Genomic DNA, 22715 nt, shown 5'->3' on the forward strand with positions numbered 1-22715 from the left:
AAGGAGGGGCTGTCACCCGAAGGCATCGTTCGATGACTTTGGGCGCAGCCCCTTTTTGATTGTATTATTTGGCTTGCAGCATCTTCGTCCAGAGCTCGGCGTCTTCATAACCTAGTCTCCAGGCAGCAACGCCGGCCAAATCGTATTTCTTCGCGATATCCATACGAGCAAGCACGGTTTGAGAGGTTTCTGCCCAAAACATATGTGTATATCCATCTTTGGCATATGTGTATTTGGTCTGACCGGATTCTGCATCCCATACACCGATTGCTTTGTTGTCAGCGATGAGCTTAGGCAATTCCTTCATGAGAATCGCACGATTGTCTACCAGCTTTCCGGATGCGTCGACGCGCCATTCTCGTACATAGAAAGGAATTCCGAGCATCAGCTTGTTTCGAGGGACGCCATAATCAAGGAACTGCTTGACCCCTTCTTCGGTCCACTTCAATCCTGCAACGGAGCCTGGTTCTGTACTGCCCTTCCAATGTTCGTCGTAGGCCATGATCATAATCATATCGACGATACCTGCTATAGCTGCATGGTCATAAGCAGTAAGATGGTTCCAGCTTTTGTCCCCGCGTGGAAGATCAATCGACACCTTAAGACCTTTGGCATGCGCGGCAGCAGTTAGTGCTTTGACAAATGACGTGTATAACGAACGATCAGCGCCAGCAACTTCCTCGAAGTCTAGATTGACGCCATACACGCCGAGAGCAGTCAGCTTACTGACAAGACTGGTGATGAACGTAGATTGAGCTGCCGTGCTTCGTAAAAATTCGGAGGTCATCTTCCGATCGAAGCCGTTGTGCACCAGCGGAGTGACCAAGATGCCCTTATCTTTTAGCGTTTTCACTGCACCGGCATTGGATGAATCGATTAGTGCCCCGCTAGCATCCTTTAATTCGAACCAAGTAGGAGAGTCATAAGTCAGCCCTTGTGTATTGGCGACATGGCTCATAATCGTGGATACGGCGCTGCTGCCGTTCCAACCTAGGAACTGAAGCGTTTTCGCATTACTCCAAAGCATGCGTCCATCTAGAGTGCGAACGGAGCTATTGGAATAATGTTTGGCATAATAGAGCGCGGAGCTTAGTTTGTGATAAGTATTGATCTTTTTGCTGCCCTGGAAGACCTCCAGATAGGGCTGGCTGGACCAAAGTGTGGCTCCCGATTGAATGACTTGAGCATTGGCAAGTGAAGAAGCTGCTTTCACAGCATCGCGTAGCCCTAAATAAGATCGAACTAATTTGTCGTTCTGCCATAACTCGAAAGTTTGAACATTGGATTGTACCGTCTTGCCCGTAGATGTGTTCAGAATCTCGCTGCCTGGATAATCATCGGCTGCATGTACCGCATTTCGCAGGAATGAATAACGTTTTTCTCCTTCGACAACTGCTCCATTCACGATAATATCGTAGGCTGCCGGCGTCGAACCTTGAGCGTTGACTTGCGCGGGAGTCAGGTTGTCCCATACCCACTTGCCGGAAGAAAGGTCAATTACATGAACATTGCCCCATTTGGCAGCTTCTTTCTTCGCATCGTCGAGCGTTCGGAAGTTCCAGGTCGGAAGCGTATTGTCGCCTTGATAGAGTCGATAATTGGGATATGTATCGTACAACCAGCCCACATTCTCGAGGTCTCGAATACTCGCATTGCTTAGCGTCTTGGTATAGGCCAACGCCTGATTGTAGGATTGAAACTCCATCTTACTCGTAGATCGTCCACTCTGATATACCTTGTACCTTGGGAAGTTGTCCCAAATCCACTTACGATCCGCGATCTGTTCAACGTGGCTGTAGCTGTAATGTTTGGCATAATAAGTGGCTTGCGCTTCCGTTACGAATTCCTTAAGCGCCTTGTCGTTCTGATAAACGCGGTACTTGGTCATCTGACTGGCCGACGCGGCTTCTGCTGCAGGTATTGCTGGTGACAGGATCGTGCCTGCTGTCAGCAATAAAGCCGTAAGCAGGCTAATTGGTTTCCACATAAGGTAATCTATCACTCTCCTTTCGGTATCTATTGAATTAGACGCTCGAATGGTTAAGTAGTTGCTCTGCTTCTCGTATGAAAATACTGGATTGGCGTATATGAGTCTATTAATGGATATGCTTGAAATCGCAAATATGAGGGTACTTAAGGGTATTCATCGGTATTCATGATGCTAAATTTCTTCATCGAGAGGGGTTAATACTATGAAAAAAACGATCACACTAATGACGGTTGCCGCGCTGAGCTCCGGCTTGCTTGCTGGCTGCGGTGCGAATGACAACCATGCAGGAAGTAGCGGCTCCACAGGCGGCGAAGGGGACACTAAGGTAACGATAAATGTTTGGGGGATGGGGGAAGAGGCGAAGACACTCCCTAAACTTGCTGAAGCATTTACGAAAGAGAATCCTACCATTACTGTAAAGGTTCAAGCGCTTCCATGGAATCAAGGCCACGAGAAGTTATTGACCGCAATTGCATCAAAAAAAGGTCCTGACGTGATTCAGATGGGCTCCTCATGGATTCCTGAATTCGCAGAAGCAGGTGCGCTTGCTGACTTAAATCCCTATGTAGAACAATATCCGGAGCTGCAACCAGACAATTTCTATCCAGGAGCCGTTGAGGCCGGTAATTATAAGGACAAATACGTAAGCTCCCCTTGGTATGTAGAGACTCGGGTATTGTATTACCGTACCGATTTGTTGAAGGAAGCAGGCTATGATGCTGCACCGGCAACGTGGGACGAACTCTCCGATGCAGCTCAGATACTGTCAGCAAGGGGAGATGGCAAGTATGGCATCAGCATCGATCCGAAAGAGCAGTCGCTAGGTTTTATGTTGTCCAGACAGAATGGCGCAGCGTGGTTTACGACTGATGGCAAACCTAACTTCAGCGATGACAAGTTCGTCGAAGCAGTAGCCTATATTAATAGCTTCTACCAGAACAAATCCGCGCCTAAAGATCTTGGCCTAGATATTATCCCTGCCTTCAAAGAAGGTATTCTGCCGATGTTCATCAGCGGGCCATGGATGATTAAGCTCATTCAAGATCAAGCACCTGAGATCAGTGACAAATGGGCGATGGCTGTTCTTCCCAAGAAAGAAAACAATATTTCGTTATTAGGCGGCTCCAACCTGTCCATCTTCGAATATTCGAAAAATAAAGACGCTGCTGCTAAGTTTGTTGCTTACATGAGCAAACCCGAAACACAAATTCAATGGATGGAATACACAAGCTCCTTACCTGCAGCAATTGCAGCATGGGAAGACGAGAAGCTTAAAAACGATGCGAACTATCAAGTCATTGGCGAGCAGCTCAACGCTGCTGAGCCGATGCCGGTCATTTCGGAGTGGGCTCAAATTAGCGAGAGCTATCTGAAGCATTTCGAGGTGATCTACCGTACCAACGCGGATGTGAAAAAAGAGCTGGAAGCTTTTAACTCAGATGCAGCTAAGCTGATGAAATAGGATATACCATAGAGATGGGTCGGCTGTATTGGCCGGCCCGTTACCATATCTGCCTATGGCATAAAGAAGGAAGTGAGAGCACCTGATGAGACGTTTTCTGAATAAGCAAGCTCCATATGTTTTTATCGCGCCAACGTTGATTTTGCTCACTTTGTTCTCGATTGTCCCGATACTGGTCGCATTAGTGATAAGCTTCACCGATATGGACCTTGGAGGACTCGCAAACTTTGATTCTATCGAGTATGTCGGCTTTGACAATTTTACCGATGTAATAAACGATTCTGTATTTCTGAAAGCAATACTCAATACGTTATTCTACGTAGTAATCGGCGTACCGCTTGTTATCCTGTTTTCGTTAACCATCGCATTGCTGATTAATCTTGGTACATCCAGGCTTTTCAAAGCTTTCCGCGTTGTATATTATCTTCCGTCCGTAACGAATATTGTTGCCATTGCGGTTGTTTGGAGTTATCTCTACAATCCGGCATTAGGCTTGTTCAACTACTTGCTCAATTCAGTTGGATTGCCTGATGTGCCGTGGCTGACGGAGCCGACGATCGCCAAGCTGTCGTTAATCCTCCTCGCGCTGTGGAAGGCGATCGGTCTGAATATGATTATTTTCATCGCAGCATTACAAGGCATTCCGAAAACCTATTACGAGGCCGCGCAGCTCGACGGTGCGAATACTTGGCAGCAGGTGACGCAAATTACAATTCCGATGCTTCGATTCGCCATCTTTTTTGTATCCATCACAACGATGATCGGCTGGCTTCAATTCTTTGAAGAGCCATTCGTGATGACCGAAGGCGGACCGCTTGATGGCACTTTATCGGTTGCGTTATTTATCTACCAGAATGGCTTTCAATTCAACAACTTTGGATATGCGGCTGCTGGCTCGTTTGTGTTGTTCGTATCTATCATTGCGATCACGCTTGTGCAATTGAGATTACAGAAGGACGAAGCGGAGATGACTTAAGGCGAGGGAGAGATCGAGATGAGGACAACTACAATAGTTAAACGCAAAGGAGCGGCGGAACGTGAAAACAGGCGTGTATTCCAATGGATTTCGGGCATCGTGTTAACGATTGGCGGCGTTGTTTTTCTATTACCATTTTTCTGGATGATTATGTCCTCCCTAAAGCCTGAGCTCGAAATCGTTCAAATTCCGCCGACATTATGGCCAGAAACCTTTACGTTTTACAACTTCGAATATCTGTTTGAGAATATGAAATTTGGCATTTATCTCAGAAACACGCTGATCATTGTTTTGTTCTCTTTTGCAGGCCTCCTGCTTAATGCAATGGCTGGTTTTGGATTCGCCAAATATGACTTTAAAGGGCGCAATTTATTGTTTTTACTTGTGCTGGCGACAATGATGATCCCGAGCCAAGTGACCATGATTCCGGTTTATCTGATCCTTAATACGCTTGGTCTCACCAACACGATGACGGGTATTGTATTGCCGAGTCTTGTGGGAGCCTTTGCGATATTTTTGTTTCGTCAGTTCATGTCTACCATTCCAACGGAACTGCTTGAAGCAGCCCGTATTGACGGAGCTAACGAATTTCGAATCTTCTTGCAGATGATATTGCCAATCTCCAAGTCGATCTTGGCTGTACAGGCCATATTGACCTTTATTGCGGGGTGGAACAGCTTTCTATGGCCGCTCATTATCGCTAATGATGAGGGACTTTACACATTGTCTGTTGGCTTGTCGTTGCTGAAGGGGCAATATGCGGCGAACTTTGGACTACAGATGGCAGGTGCGACGTTTATGGTTGCTCCAGTCATCGTGTTATTCACTTATTTTCAAAAACATATCATCGAGAACTTTAGTATTTCTGGTTTGAAATAACATGTGCTGATATTGTTCAACTCATGAGGCAGGAAACGACTGACACCAAATTGATGGGCGAGTCTATAATAAGCAACAAAAGAATAAGCGGCTCTTCAGGGAGCCGCTTATTCTGTATATCTGCTTGCTATTTATTTCGTTAATTGGCAATATCGGCAAAGAATACGCCGGCATCTTCGTCCACGCCCAACTTGATGTCGGATCTGAACGCGCGAACGTTGTATTGTGTGAATACATACTGTTCGATTGCTTCGAGCAGATTCGCTTCGATCAAATATTGGCTGCGGCCTTGTATCCACATCTCTGCTGTATAGCCATACTCCTCGTCCCACGCCAGCTGTACTTCCACTTCGCTTGGCTGCAAGCCGCGGCGTTGCGCGTTATGGAAACAAACTGCATTAATGATCTCGTCCGTATGAATTCTCACAATTAGTAAGGTCTCCGTGGGTCTGGATCATTCTTTTTCTTGCTCTTGAGATAAACAAAGGCAACACGGATCAGCATGATGATCGCAAAGATTGCGAGCAGGTTAATCATTAATCCGAAGATTTCGCCGAAAGCACCCATGCTTCCGAACATACCGCCGAACAACATGCCGGCCAAGCCGCCGATCATGAGTCCTTTCATCAAACCGCTGCCTCCGAACAAGCCGCCTTTAGCTGCCGTTCCGGCTGTACCTGCAGCTGCGCCTGTTTTAGTGCCAGGGTTCGTCTGCGAAGCGTTGTCGGTTTTGTTCGGTTGTGTGACGCTTTGTTTCGGTGATTTGATTCCCCGCTTGGCGTCGGCTACTTGTCCGAATCCGAACGTGAAGAGCAACGTCAAAGCGATCATGACTAGCATTCCCTTTTTCATTTGTCTTTCTTTCCTTTCCGCATAGCGTAGATTGATAACATCATGAAATACGGTTACGATGGACATGGGTTTCATTTTTTTAATGAACATTAAATATTTTTCGACGGGGGTGCGCTTATGCGTTATTATCCTTCATCTTATATTGCCTATTTGGTCCAGTTTCATGCAACAAGAGACTACTTCGAGTGCCACGAGTTGCTCGAGGAATATTGGAAAGAACATCCGGACGATGGACACGGGGACCTATGGGTTGGTCTGATTCAATTAGCGGTAGGTCAATACCATGAGCGGAGAGGCAATCTTCGTGGCGCAGGCCGTATGTATAGCGAAAGTCTGAACCGACTGTCGCATGCAGATTGGAATATAACGGGCCTAAGGAGTGACGTGCTGCTGGAGCAGCTGCGAGTAAGGTTAGCAGCTGTAAACGAGGTGCCGAGCGGCAAGTATGAGGATATGCAGCTCGAAATCGAAGATGACGAGCTCCTCCGATTATGTCTCGAGCAATGTGCCAGTCACGGGCTTGTTTGGACGATCGCAAGTCCGATGGATAACGAGCAAATCATCCATCGTCACAAGCTGCGCGATCGATCGGATGTTATTGCGGCGAGAGCTGCGTCACTGAAGATGAAGCAGGACAGACGGGAGATTAAATAGTCACCCATTGCTGACCGTTTAGGCGCGGCGGGAGCAAAGAGATCGATATTTCGACCTCTTTGCGCAACATGCATCGGAGATCTAACGTTAACGGCCTTCGTGCCGAATCGATGGGATTCTAATTGTGTGGTGACCCTGCTTTGTCTACCAACTCGAGTTCGCCAGTATCGGGATCGATGATAAGTCCGTGTACCAAAATATCGGCAGGCAAGAGCGGATGATTGCGTATAATGCCAACGCTATTGACGACACTATCACGGACGTTGTCAAATCCGGTCAGCCAGCGCATTAAGTTGACGCCGGAGTTTTTGAGAATACCAATCGTATCTTCTGGAACACCACGCTCCTTCATATGCTCAATGATCACCTCGGGATTGAGACCTGTCATCCCGCAATTATGATGGCCGATGACAAATACTTCGTCGGCCTGGAGCTCGTACAATGCAACAAGAACGCTGCGCATGACACTGCCGAATGGTTGGGTGATAATACCACCGGCCGTTTTGATGATTTTGGCATCGCCATTTTTGAGGTTCATGGATTTGGGCAGCAGCTCGGTCAACCTTGTGTCCATACAGGTCAGGATGACCATTCGTTTGTCGGGAAATTTGCTTGTCGCATATTGCTCGTATTGTTTCGTCGAAACGAAGCTGGAGTTGAAGTTCATGATTTCATCGATTTTCCCCACTGGTGTTGCCTCCCTAAGATTACTGATTACACGAACCGATGAAACAGTGGTCTAAACATGTCATGTTTTTATAGCTTTGTTGCAGAAGTCGGTCTTGCAGGTTTAAGATGATTATAAGGAGATCAATCTCCGATGACAAGCCATCCCAGAGGCTAGGGGATGGTGCTCAATATTTTCTGGAGAGGCGGATGCCTATCATGTCAGAACAACATGTCGGTACATTAGGGAAGTTCAAAGAACGAATACATAAGGTTGCGAGCTACAATGAAGCGTTAGGCTTGCTCTACTGGGATCTCAGAACAGGAGCTCCGCGCAAAGGGATGGATACACGTTCGGTCGCAATCGGCTCATTGTCCGGCGACATGTTTAAGCTCTCGACGGCGCCAGAGCTTGGCGAATGGTTGTGTGAGCTCGAGCAAAGTGATGTCAATCAAGGACTCTCCGAAATCGACCGGAGACTCGTAAGCGAGACAAGAAAGGAATACGACCGCAGCGTCAAAATTCCTCCACAGCTCTATCAAGAATATGTGGTGCTGACTTCTCAATCGGAATCCAAGTGGGAAGTAGCCAGGGAGGAAAACGATTACGCAGGTTTCCAGCCTTACCTAGAGAAGGTAATAGACTACACGAATCAATTTATCGACCTTTGGGGCGTTCAGGAAACACGTTATGATACACTGCTTGACCAGTACGAGCCTGGAATGACGGTTAAGCAGCTAGACGGTGTGTTCGGGAGCCTGCGTTCAGAGTTGGTTGCTTTGTCCGCTCGCATCGCAGAGTCACCGCATCAACCGGATGCTTCGTTCCTGAAGCAAACGTATGATAAATCCGCTCAAAAAGCGTTCAGCCTTTATATCTTGGAGCAGATGGGCTACGATTTCGATGCAGGACGACTTGACGAGAGCTCACATCCTTTCGCAACCGGGCTCAATCCCGGTGATGTACGGATAACCACTCGTTACTTGGAAGATGATGTGACCAGCGCGTTATTCGGGACGATCCACGAAGGCGGTCACGCCTTGTACGAACAAAATATTAGCAAAGAGCTGATAGGCACGACGCTCTGCACGGGCACATCCATGGGCATCCATGAGTCGCAATCCCGCTTCTGGGAAAATGTGATCGGGAGAAGCCGCCCATTCTGGAATCGATATTATGGCGAATTACAGCAGCGTTTCCCGGGACAGCTTGACGTATCCGTAGATCAGTTCTATCGCGGCAACAACATCGTAACGCCGTCTCTGATCCGGATCGAGGCGGACGAACTAACGTACAATCTCCATATCATCATTCGTTACGAGATGGAGAAGCTAATCTTTAATGGAGGGGCCAAAGCTGCTGATCTGCCCGAATTGTGGAACGAAAAGTATCGTGAATATCTCGGCATCGTTCCTTCGTCCAATGCGGAAGGCGTCATGCAAGACATTCATTGGTCTGGCGGCGCATTCGGCTACTTCCCGTCCTATTCGCTTGGCAATATGTATGCCGCTCAATTCGCGAACACGATGGAGCGTCAAATAGAAGGCCTTTGGACCAAGGTAGGTGAGGGCAATCTGCATCCCATCAAGGATTGGCTCACTGAACGAATTTACCAATATGGCAAACTTCGTACACCTTCTGAGCTCGTGTTTGCGGTGACTGGCGAATCATTAAATCCACAATACCTCATGGACTATTTGAAGAAGAAGTACAGCGATATCTACAAGCTGTAAGCTGTACGAAACATAGGCTGGACAAACGTAACCGCAAGCGCGCCGATGGTGTGCTTGCGGTTTTTTGTATGGTTTGTCAGTGGCTGCTCGCGCACCGTCTGGGCGAATGCCGCATAGGCTGGTGTACATCAAATTATGCCCATCGTGGCGGGAGGAATGAAAAATGAAGAAACGTATGTTTATGTCCGTGCTTCTTGTCGCCGTTCTTGTAGCAGCGACGGCGCTGTCGGCTTGCGGGAAGGAATCAAGCGACAAGAAGTTGATTCGAATCGGCGAAGTGACGAGGTCACTGTTTTATGCGCCTCAATATGTGGCAATCGAAAAAGGTTTTTTCTCAGAAGAGGGACTCGATATCGAGCTGACAACGACACCGGGCGGCGACAAAACGATGACCGCTTTGCTCTCTAATGTGATCGATGTTGCACTGGTTGGATCTGAAACTTCCATTTATGTGTACCAACAAGACGCGGAAGATCCAGTCATTAACTTTGCGCAATTGACCCAAACAGACGGCACCTTCCTAGTTGCGCGAGAGAAAATCGATTCCTTTGATTGGTCTTCGCTTAAGGGTTCGACGTTCCTTGGACAACGTGTAGGCGGAATGCCGCAAATGGCGGGCGAATTTGCGATGAAAAAACACGGGATTGATCCACATGGCGACATGGAAATGATTCAGAATGTGGACTTCGCCAACATCGCGCCGGCATTCGCATCGGGAACAGGCGATTATGTTCAACTGTTCGAGCCAACAGCTTCGATATTTGAGAAAGAAGGCCAGGGATATGTTGTTGCTTCCTTCGGAACGGAGAGCGGGCATTTGCCTTATACCGTCTTTATGACCAAAAACAGCTTTATCGAAAGTAACGAAAAACATGTTCAGTCGTTCACTAATGCGGTATTCAAAGCACAACAATGGGTGGAAGAGCATGATGCGGCAGAAATTGCCGATGTGGTGAAACCTTACTTCGAGAACGTGGAGCTTGATATACTGGTCAGCTCGATCGATCGTTACAAGCAACAAGGGTCGTTCGCGACGGATCCAATCGTGGATGAATCGGAGTGGAATAATCTGCTGGATGTCATCACATCTGCTGGCGAGCTTGAGCAGCGCACGGAACATGGTGTACTCGTCAATACCAAGTTTGCCGAACAGGCTATCGCCGGGGACAATTAAGTTCTGGCGAGAGGCCTGAAGGGAGGAGGCGATACATGTGAGTGATCCGGTGTTGTCTCTGCATCGGTTGTCCCATGTATATGTGAATGACAAAGGCGCTTCTCTGGCGCTGGAAGGTATTGATCTGCAGGTTGCCAAAGGTGAATTTATTAGCTTGGTTGGTCCGAGCGGCTGCGGCAAAACGACTTTGCTCAGCCTCTTGGCTGGCTTATTAAAGCCGACGATTGGCACGGTAATGGTCAATGGCAAGCGTGTGACGGGACCGTCGCCCACAATAGGCTACATGCTCCAACAAGATTATTTGTTTCCATGGCGAACCATAAGGGATAATGCTGCGATCGGACTTGAAATTGCGGGCAAACGAAACAAAGGCACGATGGCAGCTGTCGAGCATTGGCTAACGGAGCTGGGGCTCGCCGGGTACGGAGGACGATATCCGCATGAGCTGTCTGGCGGGATGCGTCAACGTGTTGCGCTTGCGAGGACACTGGTGACAGAACCTGATGTCTTACTCCTCGATGAGCCCTTCTCCGCACTTGATCTTCATATCAAGCTGCAGCTCGAAGACCTTGTGCAGCATACGCTGAGCAAGCTGGGCAAAACGGCGGTACTCGTCACACATGATTTGGCGGAAGCCGCAGCTATGAGCGACCGAGTCATTGTGCTTGGTCGCAATCCTGGCCACATCCGCAAGGAAGTGAGCATACCGGATTCGATCCGCCTAATGGATCCTATGGCAGCCCGAAAATCGCCTCAGTTTCAAGCTCTGTTCGACGTGCTGTGGGCAGAGCTGGATGCCGTGGACGGAGAAGGGGGCAACAGCGATGGAGTCTAATGACCTGAACCGGGAAAAGTGGCAGCGGAGTGAGATTACGAAAGAACATGGGGAAACCATGCAAGTAGGGCAAGCTGACGTCTTTGTAACCGGTATACAAGAGGATCGACGAACGCTTATGGATGGTCTCTACAACAAATACAAGCGGAAGACCAGAAGAATAAGTATGTCGGCATTTGTGACGCAAGTCGTTATTTTATTTGTATTTCTCGGATCTTGGGAGGCAGCAGGCCGCAATAAGTGGATCGATCCGTTATTATTCAGCTATCCTTCCAAAATCATAAAGCTGATAGGTTCAATGGCGATGGATGGAAGCTTATGGCCGCATGTCGGTGCGACCGTCTTAGAGACGATCGCGGGCTTCGCGCTCGGCACGCTTCTTGGCATTGCGATAGCCGCCGTATTATGGTGGTTTCCGTTTCTTTCCCGCGTATTTGATCCTTATCTAGTTGTGCTCAATAGTATGCCGAAGGTAGCGCTCGGTCCCATCTTCATTGTGGCACTCGGCCCTGGTTTCTTGTCGATCGTAGCCATAACGCTGATGGTGACGGTAATTATTACGACGATTAACATCTATAACCGTTTCAGGGAGATCGACAGCGGTTTTGTTAAAGTTGTGCGTTTGTTTGGCGCTTCGCGCGCGCAGTTGTTCCGTCTTGTTATTCTGCCAGGTTCGTTTCCTGTTATGATCGCTACGCTTAAGGTTAATGTAGGGCTGGCTTGGGTCGGCGTTATCGTCGGAGAATTTCTAGTGGCAAAGGTAGGGCTCGGATATCAGATCATTTATGGCTTCCAAGTATTTAACTTTACGCTTGTGCTGTCCAGCCTCATCGTAATCGGAGTCGTTGCTACCATTATGTATCAGCTTGTATCGATGCTGGAACGAAAGTTGACGGAAGGCTGGCGGGAACGGTAGGATGATTATGGTATTCATCATTCTACTGGATTCGAGGGGCATGCTATGGGCATTCGCGTGGTCAAAACGGCATTGGCAGCAATTGCTGCTATCTATACGGCTTATTATTTGGGGCTGCAGCCGCCGTTGTCGGCAGGTATCCTCGCCATACTCGGCGTTGAAGTAACACGGAAAAGGGGGTTGCAAAGCGCCTTTAACCGTTTTCTTGCTTCGGTGCTGGGTCTTTTTTTCGCTTCATTAATATTTACATTGCTCGGTTTTCACTATTGGGTGCTTGCGATCTTTATCTTGACGACCTTCCCTGTGCTTGCTCGCGTGCAGCTCAAGGAAGGGGTGCTCACGAGCTCTGTTATCGTATTCCATCTCTTCGATCATAGCCGGGTGGACGTTCAAATTATCGGGAACGAAATTATGCTGTTGCTTGTTGGCTTAGGCTGGGCAACCATTATTAATCTTGTTTATATGCCGAAGGAAGAAGAAGAGCTTCTGGCCAAACGTTCTGAGGTCGAAGAATGTTTTAGCGCGATATTTCGGGAGATGGCTCTTACGCTTCGAGATCCTGCTCATGTGTGGGACGGCAGCGAGTTATTAATCGCGCATCGATCCATTGAAGCGGGGACCAGCGTTTCTGTTCGTCATCGGGAGAACCGGCTAATGTGGAATAATGTGCCCTATTGGCCGACGTACTTCGAGATGCGCAGGCAGCAGCTTGAGACGATCCAGCAGATGATTGCCGAGCTTGCACTCGTGTACGAGAAGTGGCCGCAAGGAGAGCTGATTGCTGAGCTGCTCAACGGCTTATCGGATGATGTCAAAGCAGAGGTTTATGTAGGTGTTGCTGAGCAGCAGGTGTTTACGCTTATGGGATCATTTCGTCAGATGGAGCTTCCCAAGACGCGTGAGGAATTCGAAATTCGAGCAGCGCTGCTGACGCTCCTGCATGAGGTGGATCGCTACCTCGTCATCGCGAAGCGACTCAAGAAAAAATCGGAGCAGGTCACGGGTGAAAGCCAATGATGAACATATTTCGTCCGGCTTGCGAATATATATGAAGCAAACAGCAGCTTGAAGGTCGGCTAATCTCGTTCCCTGCGGGGATTGGCGCCTGGCAGGAGACAGACAAAATAAATTTGTTTGTTATGACTCGTTTAATCAACAAACGCCTACGAACTGCATACACTTTAATTGAATGATTGTATGGAGGAGGTTAATTGAATGACTATTGCAGATAAACAGCTTCAGTGCAGAGAGATCATTACAAAAGCTGTCTGCGGCAAAGGTCGTAAGTTTTCAACTGTAACCCATACCGTGACTCCGCCTCACCATCCGACCAGTATTCTGGGCGCATGGATTATTAACCATCAGTATGAAGCGGTTCGTTCGGGCGACGGTATTGAGGTTATCGGTACTTACGATATCAACATTTGGTATTCGTACAACAAAAACTCGCAAACTGACGTAGCTAAGGAATCCGTACAATTCGTCGAAAATGTTCCTCTCTCGTATGTGGATCCGAAACACAGGGTCTCGACTGAGGAAGTATCCGCCGAGGTGCTGCAAGAGCCTAATTGCATCGAAGCTAATATTTCGACGAATGGCACTGGAGTCGTTGTTCGCGTAGAGCGTGAGTTTGCGGTGGAGATGATTGCCGAGACGAAGGTTTGTGTAGCGGTAGTTCCAGGTGGTTGCAGCGACCTGGATGACAAGGATTTGGACTTCAGCCTCGGCGACGATGATGGCGACTTCGAGGATTTGGACCCCGACTTGTTGGACGACGAGCTTTAAGGAAGATCCGTGCTAGCGGATACGTCATTATATGCCGGCTAATCGGCAAATTCGAGGGCGAAAGCCCTCGTCTTTTTTTTGGGCTTACAAGTTTGGGGCAGTGGAAGCTGGGTAGGCTGAACACTGTTATACGAAAGGTGATGAGGCGTATGGGGAGCGTATGGGTATGGGAGGACGGCGCCATGCGGCCTCGTCGCCTGGAAGCGGATACGATAGCGTATCCGCTTCGTTCGGCTGCAGACGACGGCGTGGAGCGACAGCTATATGGTTGGTCATCGTCGAATTTCGAGCTTGGAGGAGAGGAGGGAAGAGGGAGTCAAGCTTCGGTTAATCCTCGGCGGGGTGACGCTGTTGTTGCGTTGACTTCGGATCGAGTCATCAAACAAGAGGAAGTTGGCGGTGCCTGGCTGCTTCATGATGGAATGGGGATTCTCAGGGGACTTGGAGAGGGCGAGATGAAACGTCGACTTCGCCGAGCAGGACTCGGCGTTGCCGAGGTGTTGCCCGATGAGCGACTATATCGCGTATTGATGTTCCATCTGGAGCCGCTGGGCATAACACGGCTGCATCCTCGCAGCGGCGAGCGAATGGGCGAGTGGATGGAGCCGCCGATCATCGGCGGCAAACGCGCCGTGCTGGGCTGGCCGGCAGAGGCGCCAATGCGAGCCGTCGCAAGGGCCGCAGCGCGGGCTCTCTATGCGCTTCGCCTCGATCTCGGAGAGGCGGATGTCGCCCTTGGCTCGGACGGCCGCATTGCCGTCCGTGCCGTCTATCCGCAGCTGCGCGACAAGCGCCGGCAAGCGGAGGCTCTGACGCGGTTCGCCGCCGAACATGCGGCGAACTCAGCAGCTCCGGTTCGGCGGCTGCTGCTTGGCGCCGACCCGGAGTATGTGCTGCTGATGCCGAGCGGCAAGGTCGCGCAGGCATCGCGGTTCTTCGGCTTCGGCGTCGGCGGCGCAGCAGGCGCCGACGCCATGCGCGTAGGGCGACGGGTGCTGTACCCCGTCGCCGAGCTCCGGCCCGCGCCGGCCGAGGACCCGGCCGCGCTGGCCGCGAACGTGCGGCGCCTGCTGGCGCGCGCCGCAGCCAAGGTCGGCGACCCCACGCTGCGCTGGGTCGCCGGAGGTATGCCCGTGCCGGGGCTTGCGCTCGGCGGGCACATCCACATCAGCGGAGCGCCGCTTACCGGGCGCTTGCTCCGCCTACTCGACAGCTGCGCGGCGTATCCGCTCGCGCTGGTGGAGGACCCCGCCGGGCGCGGCCGGCGTCCCCGGTACGGTGTACTCGGGGACTATAGGCTGCAGCCGCATGGCGGGTTCGAATATCGGACGCTGCCGAGCTGGCTCGTCTCGCCCGCTGCAGCCAAAGCCGCTTTCGCGCTGGCGCTGCTGTGCGCGCGCGAAGCACTTGCGCTCTCTCGCGTGCCCGCAGACGACGAGCGCTTCGTGGAGGCGTATTATACCGGCGACCGCACGGAGCTAGCCGGTTGTTTGGACGATGTTGCGGGGAGCATTGCCGCAACGGACAGCTACAGGGAACTAGCTTGTTTCATTGATCCGCTGTTCGACGCAATACGTCAAGGCAAAACATGGGACGAAGGAGCGGATATACGCCTAAAGTGGCGCATTCGTTTTCAATAATAGCTCTACGCGAGAACGAAAGGAGCAACCTCAGACCGCCGCGTGACAGGTTATAGCGCGCCCCTGCTCCTCTTGATATAATAGAGGTCTGGTGTTCAACAGGCTGTCAAGAATGAGCGAAGTCGGCTCATGAAACGAATATAGATGCAGGGGGCGAATGCGGTGACTGGTTATACGCCGATGATTCAGCAATATTTGTCGGTCAAAGAGGGGGCGAAGGACGCATTCCTGTTTTTCCGACTAGGTGATTTCTATGAGATGTTTTTTGACGATGCTATAAACGCGTCCAGAGAGCTGGAGATTACATTAACGGGTCGAGAAGGCGGCGGCGCGGCCAAAATACCGATGTGCGGGGTTCCCTATCATTCGGCGGATAATTATATTAACCGTTTGATCGAGAAGGGGTACAAGGTCGCGATCTGCGAGCAGGTCGAAGATCCCGCAGCTGCCAAAGGGGTTGTACGGCGAGAGATCGTCCGGATCGTAACACCTGGCACGGTTATGGAATCCAAGCAGCTCGACGGCTCGACGAACAACTTTATAGCGGCGGTCGCGAGCGTACGCGGCGTTATTGGTCTTGCTGCTTGTGACCTGTCAACCGGCGAGCTGTATGTCACTTCGTTCCCAGACAATCTCGAAGCGCTTGTGGACGAACTTAATGTGTACGTTCCTGCCGAAGTGGTAGGCGAAGGACGAATCTTGAGCCAGCTTGGAGATGCATCTGCATGGACAAGAACCGTGCCGCTAACGGAACGTGCTCCGATGAACCGCGAGCAGCTTATAGAGCAATTCGGGGCCGAGGAGCTGGAGCGTTTGTCAGGCTCGGATGCACGAGTGATCGCGCTGGGCATAATGACAGGTTATCTGGAGGAAACACAGAAACGTTCCTTATCTCACATTAGACATATTCGGGCTTATGAGCCGAATCAATATATGATTCTGGATCATTATACGCGCCGTAATCTGGAGCTAACGGAGACGGTGAGAGACCGAAGTAAACGCGGTTCGTTGCTCTGGTTGCTCGACCGTACCGGCACATCGATGGGAGCGCGCCTGCTGCGTCGCTGGATTGATAAGCCGATGCTCAGCAGCACCACGATTAACAGGCGGCTGGATGCGGTAGAGACACTGTATCGCAATCTGATCTTGCGCGAAGATATTCGCGCTGAGCTTCAGCCTATATACGATCTGGAGCGTCTGGTCGGCCGTGTTGCTTATGGCAATGCGAATGGTCGCGATCTGATTGCGCTCAAGTCGTCACTGCGACGAATACCGAGCTTGACCGAGCTATGCCAATCTTCCGGCTCGACTGTGCTGCAAGAGTTGGTTGAGGGAGCGGACGATTGCTCCGATCTGGCGGAGATGATCGAAACCGTGCTGGTGGACGAGCCGCCGGTCACGATCAGGGAAGGTGGTTTAATCCGGGCTGGTTACGATGACTATCTGGATAGTCTGCGCGAAGCGAGCACGAACGGCAAACGCTGGCTTGCGGAGCTGGAGCGGCAGGAGCGAGAGGCGACAGGCATTAAGTCGCTCAAGATCGGCTACAACAAAGTGTTCGGTTATTATTTGGAAGTGTCCAAAGCTAATCTCATATCGTTGCCCGAGGGTCGTTATGAACGCAAACAGACGCTTGCGAACGCCGAACGGTTCGTGACGCCTGAGCTTAAGGAGAAGGAGCGGCTCATTCTCGAAGCCGAGGACAAAATGGTCGATCTCGAATATGCTAGATTTATCGAGCTGCGAGATCAACTCGCTCTGCATCTTCACCGACTGCAGCGTGCAGCCGAGATGATCGCGGAGCTGGATGTGTACCAGTCTATGGCAACAGTAAGCGCCGAACGCAGATACACTCGGCCAATCGTGTCCGAATCGTATGATCTGCAGATTAAGGATGGACGTCATCCCGTCGTAGAGGCCATGATGGACGGTACGCCGTTTATTAGTAATGATACAAGTCTTAGCCGTGATGCCGAATGGATTACCTTGATAACAGGCCCTAACATGGCAGGTAAAAGCACCTACATGCGTCAAGCGGCACTGATCTGTATCATGGCGCAGATTGGTTGCTTTGTGCCGGCGAAATCAGCTGCAATTCCGCTAATTGATCGGATCTTTACGAGGATTGGCGCAGCGGATGATCTCATCGGAGGTCAAAGTACCTTTATGGTCGAGATGAAAGACATCCAAATTATGACCGAAAAAGCGACGGCGAGCAGTCTCGTTATTATCGATGAACTCGGTCGCGGCACTTCGACAGCCGAAGGCATGGCAATTGCCCAAGCGGTTATCGAATACGTCCATCATCATATCGGCTGCAAGGCGCTAGTATCGACACATTTCCACGAGCTGGCACATTTGGAACAATCGCTCCCGGCACTTGCCAATGCCAGAATGGCCGTCGAAGAAAGCGGAGATGATGTGACGTTCCTTCGCAAACTAGTTGCCGGAGCTGCGAGCACAAGTTACGGGATCTATTGCGCTCAGCTTGCTGGATTGCCGCAATCGATTATTGGACGAGCGTATGAGCTGCTTGAGGAAACAGAGCAGTTTGAAGAGTCAAGCAACATGGCTGAGTCGAGTCGTTCGGCGGGAAAAGAAACGGTTAATGCTCAGCATACAGCCGCACCAATTGTTGCTGGTTATTCGGAGATGGCCTCTGCCGCTCAAGTCGAGCAATCAGCACCGGTTAGCGTCAGAGAATCCGGGCCGATTGTCCAGCTGGCTATGTTCGAAGAATCCGCAGCCCCTCAGGAAACTAACAAGCGCAAAGGATCGCCCAAAGCCGAACAACTTGCAGAAGAGCTCCGGAAGCTCGACTTGTTTAATATGACGCCAATGCAAGCGATGCAGTGGTTGAACGATATGAAAGGCAAGCTGAGAGAATAACGATTATGGATATAGATCAGTTATGCATATCGAAGGGAGGGAACATCATATGGCCAGAATTAAAGTGTTGGACGAGCAGCTAGCCAACCAGATTGCGGCTGGTGAAGTGGTAGAACGACCTTCATCAGTCGTGAAGGAGCTTGTCGAGAATGCGGTGGATGCCGGAAGCACCTCCATCGACGTCACCATCGAAGAAGGCGGATTGTCGCTTATTCGAGTTGTCGACAACGGCGGCGGGATTGAAGGAGACGACTTGCCTACCGCGTTTCAGCGTCATGCCACCAGTAAAATCGCCACTAGCAGCGATCTCTTTCGAATTGCCAGCTTAGGCTTTCGAGGCGAGGCGCTGCCAAGTATCGCGGCAGTTTCACGCTTAAATTGCGTGTCGGCGACAGATGACAGCGGGTTGGCACGCCGTCTTGTCATCGACGGGGGAACGACAACTTCAGTCGAGCCTGCCAATGCGCCGCAGGGCACGGATATGACGATACGAGATCTATTTTATAATACACCCGCCCGGCTCAAATATATGAAGTCCATCCAGACGGAGCTTGGACATATATCCGATTATATGAATCGAGTCGCGCTAGCTCATCCGGGTATTGCGATTACGCTCAAACACAACGGAAGCGTATTGCTGCGAACACTTGGTACGGGTGATCGTTTACAGGTTATTGCGGCTGTATACGGGACGAGCGTCGCGAAGGCTATGCTGCCCATTTCGGCATCGGATGCCGATTATGAGTTAACAGGCTACATTTCGAAACCGGAATTAACCCGTGCGAATCGCAATGGCATTACCGTTGTTGTAAATGGCAGATATATAAGAAGCCACGCTGTCAATCAGTCCCTCCTGCAGGGGTATCACACGTTGTTGCCGATTAACAGATTCCCACTTGCCGTCATCGAGATCGGCATGCATCCCGGGTTGCTGGATGTCAATGTGCATCCTTCGAAGATGGAGGTCCGATTCAGCAAAGAAACGGAGCTTCGTGCCCTTATCGAGCGTGCCGTCAAAACGGAGCTTGGCGGGATGCGCCATATTCCAGGACCGTCGAGCGGTGCGAGACGCGAACGGGAGGGGCCTGCATATGTGCAGGATACAATCTCCTTCCATATCAAGAACAGGTTAGAGGAGTCAAATGAAGAGTTAACTGAACAACATCCGTTGCCGGAACCGCCTCCTATACCATTACCGTTAGATCCTACGGTGACTCCGAACGAGCAACCTGCGGCTATAATCGAAGAAAGTCATTTGTTATCCGGAGAGTCATCCGAAGATCATTATGATACTGGATTGACGAAGCCGAATGTTGCAAAATTGCCGAATGTACAGGGTGGTTCTTCTGCGCCGCAACGTGCAGGTAGATATGATTCTGGATCACTAGAACGTACATGGAATGATCGAGATACAACTTATGTGCCGAAGGACGCTACGGAGCGGTTATACGCGAGACCGTCTGCTTCCGGCGACTCTGTATCGGCCGTTCGGGAACCGGCTGCTGCTTCGCAAGTATCCGATGATCGCCAACGCCTTTTGTCCGATGGCAAGTTCCCTGAACTGCACTGGATCGGTCAACACCACGGTACTTATATAGTCGCCCAGTCGGATGAAGGTTTATATTTGATCGATCAGCATGCCGCGCACGAACGTATAAATTATGAATATTATCTTCATAAATTTGGGAATCCTGTAGCTGCAAGCCAAGGGTTAATTGTGCCTTTGACGTTAGAATTTACAGCAGGTGAGGCCTCTCAACTGCGTGAATGTATATCTCTATTTGCCGAAGCAGGCGTGGAAGTAGAGCCATTTGGAACCCAGACGTTCCTCGTGCGCTCCTATCCGGAATGGTTCCCCCAAGGCGATGAACAAGCGCTCTTGGAAGAGATGGCGGACCTGCTGATCGAGGAGCGCAAGTCTATCAATATTACGAAGCTGCGCGAGAAAGCGGCCATTATGTGCTCGTGCAAAGCCTCGATCAAAGCAAATGATCGTTTGACACGTGAAGAAGGGGATGCTCTGCTCGCAAGGCTGTCTCGTTGTAATCAACCATATACTTGTCCGCACGGCAGACCGATTATTGTCCATCTCTCCACCTATCAGCTAGAGAAAATGTTCAAAAGGGTGATGTCATGATTGTGACTACAGCTCCTTCGCCGTCTGGAAGAACGATCGAACAAGCTAAACGGCTAGCGAACGAGCTGTTAGCCGTATACATGTCGCGGCGGGGGGCATCTGTTCGCAAGCTGCTCGCACAGAGCGAGGATCACCGAGCTCTTATTGTGACGGAGAATGAAATTCGATTCTACGATAACGAAGAGTCACCGCCGCTCTACTTCCATCCCAGCATGGCCTTTGTACGTGTGAAACGGCTGCGCAAGGGAGAAAGTGACCCCATGATCGACATCTCTGGCTGTCGCCCAGGCGACACAATTATTGATTGTACGGCAGGCATGGCGGCGGATTCGTTAATTTTCTCGTATGCTATTGGCGCTACTGGAAAGGTCTTGGCCATCGAGAGCGAACCGATCCTATGTGCGGTTGTGCGCGAAGGATTAGCTGCCTATGAGACCGGACTAGTGGATGTAGATGCCGCGATGCGGCGCATCGCGCTGACTTGCGGCGATCATGGTCGTTTTCTGGCGGGGCAACCGGATAACAGCGCGGATATCGTTTATTTCGATCCGATGTTCAGACACCCAATCATGGAATCATCTGCTATAGGATCATTCCGCTCGATAGCTAATATGGATGCTTTGACTCCGGAGGTTGTGGAGCAAGCGAAACGTGTCGCTCGGAGAACCGTCATGTTGAAGGAACATCAAAGAAGCGACGAATTTGCGCGGCTCGGCTTCGAGCGGAGACATGTCAATACGTCGAAAATCGCATATGGAGTGATACAAGTTGAATGAGGAACAAGGGTCCGGGCTGCCTAATGAAGTGCAGCCTGTGCAGAAACGTCAGCCGCTGCTTGTGCTGATTGGACCTACAGCTGTTGGCAAGACTGCGCTTAGCTTAACGCTCGCCAAAGCGTGGAATGCGGAGATCATTTCTGGGGATTCCATGCAAGTTTATCGGGGGATGGATATCGGAACCGCGAAATTGCCGCTAGAGGAGCGAGAGGGCATTCCGCATCATTTGATCGATATCTGCAGTCCAGAAGAGCCTTATTCGGCTGCCGACTTCCAGGCCGGCGCACGAGCAGCAATCGATGATATTGCATCGAGAGGGAAGCTGCCCTTTATTGTTGGAGGGACGGGCCTCTATATCGAGTCATTATGTTATAACTATGAGTTTGCGGATAATGGTTGGGACGAAACGTTTCGTGCGGAGCAGGAAGCATACGCCGCTAATCATGGTGCTGAGGCACTCCATGCCAAATTGGCAGTTATTGATCCGGATGCGGCTCAGCGGCTGCATCACAACGATGTGCGAAGGGTAATTCGAGCACTCGAGGTGCATCATCTCACTGGTCAGACCTTCTCCGAGCAGCAGGCCGGACAGAAAAAAGAATCACCTTACGAATTATGTATAATCGGATTGTCGTTGGATCGGGCTGACTTATATCAGCGTATCGAAGCACGTATCGACGAAATGCTCCTTCAAGGATTAGAAGATGAGGTCAAAAGGCTGTTTCATCAGATGAGCTCCTTACATGCCGTACCCATGCAGGCGCTAGGGTATAAGGAAATATTCGATTATTTGGAAGGTAATTGCTCGCGCGAAGCGGCTATTGAACGTCTGAAGCGGGACACGAGAAGGTTCGCGAAACGGCAATTATCATGGTTTAGGCACATGAAGGATATCCATTGGTTCGACGCAGGGGAAAATTTTCACAACAATTTAAATGCAATTCATGCTATAATAGCAGGAAAGTTTCAAGAACATCTTGAATATCATACTAACCAATCTTCCAAAGACGGGGGTAACGTCCAATGAACAAAACGATCAATATTCAAGATACATTCCTGAATCAGTTGCGCAAAGACAATATTCCAGTTACCGTATTTCTGATGAACGGCTTCCAAATTCGCGGCGTTATCAAAGCATTCGATAATTTTACGATTATTATCGATAGCGAAGGCAGACAACAAATGGTGTACAAGCATGCCATTTCAACCTTTGTGCCACAGCGAAATGTATCTCTCATGCAGCAGGACAACTCCCAGTCCGAGGTCTAGTTCACAGAGTCGCATGAAACTTTCTTATAGAACGGTACGTTAAACTAGATAGCGGCAAGCAAGAGCAACCCGCTCACATGG

Annotated in this window: 20 protein-coding genes; 16 read left to right on the forward strand and 4 right to left on the reverse strand. The window is 50.3% G+C overall.

The genetic code is table 11. The features are described 5' to 3' along the window. Positions 1-64: 64 nt before the first annotated feature. Positions 65-2002, reverse strand: a complete 1938-nt coding sequence (locus ACX1C1_RS18985) for a glycosyl hydrolase family 18 protein (RefSeq protein WP_458953741.1) — start codon at positions 2000-2002, stop codon at positions 65-67. Positions 2003-2192: 190 nt separating this feature from the next. Here ACX1C1_RS18985 and ACX1C1_RS18990 point away from each other — a divergent pair, with 190 nt between their 5' ends. From ACX1C1_RS18990 to ACX1C1_RS19000, 3 genes are all read left to right on the forward strand, one after another. Then, entirely contained in the window at positions 2193-3452 is a 1260-nt protein-coding gene (locus ACX1C1_RS18990) for a sugar ABC transporter substrate-binding protein (protein ID WP_458953742.1), read from the forward strand. Positions 3453-3537: 85 nt separating this feature from the next. Continuing rightward, a complete protein-coding gene (locus ACX1C1_RS18995; protein ID WP_458953743.1) occupies positions 3538-4428 on the forward strand; it encodes a carbohydrate ABC transporter permease in 891 nt (296 codons plus the stop codon). Positions 4429-4446: 18 nt separating this feature from the next. Next, positions 4447-5307 (forward strand): carbohydrate ABC transporter permease, encoded by an 861-nt coding sequence (locus ACX1C1_RS19000; RefSeq protein ID WP_458953744.1) that lies wholly within the window; start codon positions 4447-4449, stop codon positions 5305-5307. A gap of 139 nt (positions 5308-5446) precedes the next feature. Here ACX1C1_RS19000 and ACX1C1_RS19005 read toward each other — a convergent pair whose 3' ends face one another. Together ACX1C1_RS19005 and ACX1C1_RS19010 are read right to left on the reverse strand one after the other, a co-directional pair. Continuing rightward, entirely contained in the window at positions 5447-5734 is a 288-nt protein-coding gene (locus tag ACX1C1_RS19005; protein WP_458953745.1) for a YxcD family protein, read from the reverse strand. Between the two features lie 2 nt (positions 5735-5736). Then, positions 5737-6159 (reverse strand): hypothetical protein, encoded by a 423-nt coding sequence (locus tag ACX1C1_RS19010; RefSeq protein WP_458953746.1) that lies wholly within the window; start codon positions 6157-6159, stop codon positions 5737-5739. Positions 6160-6276: 117 nt separating this feature from the next. Here ACX1C1_RS19010 and ACX1C1_RS19015 point away from each other — a divergent pair, with 117 nt between their 5' ends. Beyond that, positions 6277-6813: a DUF309 domain-containing protein gene (locus tag ACX1C1_RS19015; protein ID WP_458953747.1), complete on the forward strand. Its 537-nt coding sequence runs from the start codon at positions 6277-6279 to the stop codon at positions 6811-6813. Between the two features lie 118 nt (positions 6814-6931). On the opposite strand, the gene ACX1C1_RS19020 is transcribed toward ACX1C1_RS19015, so the two are convergent. Then, positions 6932-7501 (reverse strand): beta-class carbonic anhydrase, encoded by a 570-nt coding sequence (locus tag ACX1C1_RS19020; RefSeq protein ID WP_458953748.1) that lies wholly within the window; start codon positions 7499-7501, stop codon positions 6932-6934. 197 nt (positions 7502-7698) lie between these two features. Here ACX1C1_RS19020 and ACX1C1_RS19025 point away from each other — a divergent pair, with 197 nt between their 5' ends. The 12 genes from ACX1C1_RS19025 (at position 7699) to hfq (ending at position 22634) form a co-directional block, all read left to right on the forward strand. After that, positions 7699-9213 carry a carboxypeptidase M32 gene (locus ACX1C1_RS19025; RefSeq protein WP_458953749.1) on the forward strand — a complete coding sequence of 505 codons (1515 nt, stop codon included), beginning with the start codon at positions 7699-7701 and terminating at the stop codon, positions 9211-9213. 163 nt (positions 9214-9376) lie between these two features. Then, positions 9377-10387, forward strand: coding sequence for an ABC transporter substrate-binding protein (locus ACX1C1_RS19030; protein ID WP_458953750.1), 1011 nt, complete (start codon positions 9377-9379; stop codon positions 10385-10387). Between the two features lie 31 nt (positions 10388-10418). Next, positions 10419-11222, forward strand: coding sequence for an ABC transporter ATP-binding protein (locus ACX1C1_RS19035; protein WP_458957725.1), 804 nt, complete (start codon positions 10419-10421; stop codon positions 11220-11222). Positions 11223-11340: 118 nt separating this feature from the next. Further along, the gene (locus ACX1C1_RS19040; protein ID WP_458957726.1) at positions 11341-12138 is read left to right on the forward strand and encodes an ABC transporter permease; all 798 of its coding nucleotides are present in this window, start codon (positions 11341-11343) and stop codon (positions 12136-12138) included. 45 nt (positions 12139-12183) lie between these two features. After that, a complete protein-coding gene (locus ACX1C1_RS19045) occupies positions 12184-13155 on the forward strand; it encodes an aromatic acid exporter family protein (RefSeq protein ID WP_458953751.1) in 972 nt (323 codons plus the stop codon). A gap of 198 nt (positions 13156-13353) precedes the next feature. After that, complete coding sequence (locus tag ACX1C1_RS19050; protein ID WP_458953752.1) at positions 13354-13923, forward strand: outer spore coat protein CotE; 570 nt, start codon at positions 13354-13356, stop codon at positions 13921-13923. 455 nt (positions 13924-14378) lie between these two features. Continuing rightward, positions 14379-15563, forward strand: a complete 1185-nt coding sequence (locus tag ACX1C1_RS19055) for a putative amidoligase domain-containing protein (protein WP_458953753.1) — start codon at positions 14379-14381, stop codon at positions 15561-15563. A 162-nt stretch (positions 15564-15725) separates the two neighbouring features. Then, positions 15726-18452, forward strand: a complete 2727-nt coding sequence (gene mutS / locus ACX1C1_RS19060) for a DNA mismatch repair protein MutS (protein WP_458953754.1) — start codon at positions 15726-15728, stop codon at positions 18450-18452. Positions 18453-18501: 49 nt separating this feature from the next. Further along, complete coding sequence (mutL, locus tag ACX1C1_RS19065; RefSeq protein WP_458953755.1) at positions 18502-20589, forward strand: DNA mismatch repair endonuclease MutL; 2088 nt, start codon at positions 18502-18504, stop codon at positions 20587-20589. After that, a complete protein-coding gene (locus ACX1C1_RS19070) occupies positions 20586-21365 on the forward strand; it encodes a class I SAM-dependent methyltransferase (RefSeq protein ID WP_458953756.1) in 780 nt (259 codons plus the stop codon). Before mutL ends, ACX1C1_RS19070 begins: the two co-directional genes overlap by 4 nt. Beyond that, positions 21358-22392: a tRNA (adenosine(37)-N6)-dimethylallyltransferase MiaA gene (miaA, locus tag ACX1C1_RS19075; RefSeq protein WP_458953757.1), complete on the forward strand. Its 1035-nt coding sequence runs from the start codon at positions 21358-21360 to the stop codon at positions 22390-22392. The genes ACX1C1_RS19070 and miaA overlap by 8 nt, the downstream gene beginning before the upstream one ends. Further along, complete coding sequence (hfq, locus tag ACX1C1_RS19080) at positions 22389-22634, forward strand: RNA chaperone Hfq (protein WP_458953758.1); 246 nt, start codon at positions 22389-22391, stop codon at positions 22632-22634. The genes miaA and hfq overlap by 4 nt, the downstream gene beginning before the upstream one ends. Positions 22635-22715 lie beyond the last annotated feature (81 nt).

The sequence above is a fragment of the Paenibacillus sp. strain BS8-2 genome (genome assembly GCF_054483835.1).

Bases quoted from the DNA above. Each gene is read 5' to 3' on its own strand.
- ACX1C1_RS19025 (WP_458953749.1), top strand. From the start codon at position 7,699: ATGTCAGAACAACATGTCGGTACATTAGGGAAGTTCAAAGAACGAATA.
- ACX1C1_RS19010 (WP_458953746.1), bottom strand. From the start codon at position 6,159: ATGAAAAAGGGAATGCTAGTCATGATCGCTTTGACGTTGCTCTTCACG.
- ACX1C1_RS19050 (WP_458953752.1), top strand. From the start codon at position 13,354: ATGACTATTGCAGATAAACAGCTTCAGTGCAGAGAGATCATTACAAAA.
- ACX1C1_RS18995 (WP_458953743.1), top strand. From the start codon at position 3,538: ATGAGACGTTTTCTGAATAAGCAAGCTCCATATGTTTTTATCGCGCCA.
- mutL (WP_458953755.1), top strand. From the start codon at position 18,502: ATGGCCAGAATTAAAGTGTTGGACGAGCAGCTAGCCAACCAGATTGCG.
- ACX1C1_RS19015 (WP_458953747.1), top strand. From the start codon at position 6,277: ATGCGTTATTATCCTTCATCTTATATTGCCTATTTGGTCCAGTTTCAT.
- ACX1C1_RS19040 (WP_458957726.1), top strand. From the start codon at position 11,341: ATGGATGGTCTCTACAACAAATACAAGCGGAAGACCAGAAGAATAAGT.
- ACX1C1_RS19055 (WP_458953753.1), top strand. From the start codon at position 14,379: ATGAAACGTCGACTTCGCCGAGCAGGACTCGGCGTTGCCGAGGTGTTG.
- ACX1C1_RS19000 (WP_458953744.1), top strand. From the start codon at position 4,447: ATGAGGACAACTACAATAGTTAAACGCAAAGGAGCGGCGGAACGTGAA.
- hfq (WP_458953758.1), top strand. From the start codon at position 22,389: ATGAACAAAACGATCAATATTCAAGATACATTCCTGAATCAGTTGCGC.
- ACX1C1_RS18990 (WP_458953742.1), top strand. From the start codon at position 2,193: ATGAAAAAAACGATCACACTAATGACGGTTGCCGCGCTGAGCTCCGGC.
- ACX1C1_RS19070 (WP_458953756.1), top strand. From the start codon at position 20,586: ATGATTGTGACTACAGCTCCTTCGCCGTCTGGAAGAACGATCGAACAA.
- ACX1C1_RS19045 (WP_458953751.1), top strand. From the start codon at position 12,184: ATGGGCATTCGCGTGGTCAAAACGGCATTGGCAGCAATTGCTGCTATC.
- ACX1C1_RS19030 (WP_458953750.1), top strand. From the start codon at position 9,377: ATGAAGAAACGTATGTTTATGTCCGTGCTTCTTGTCGCCGTTCTTGTA.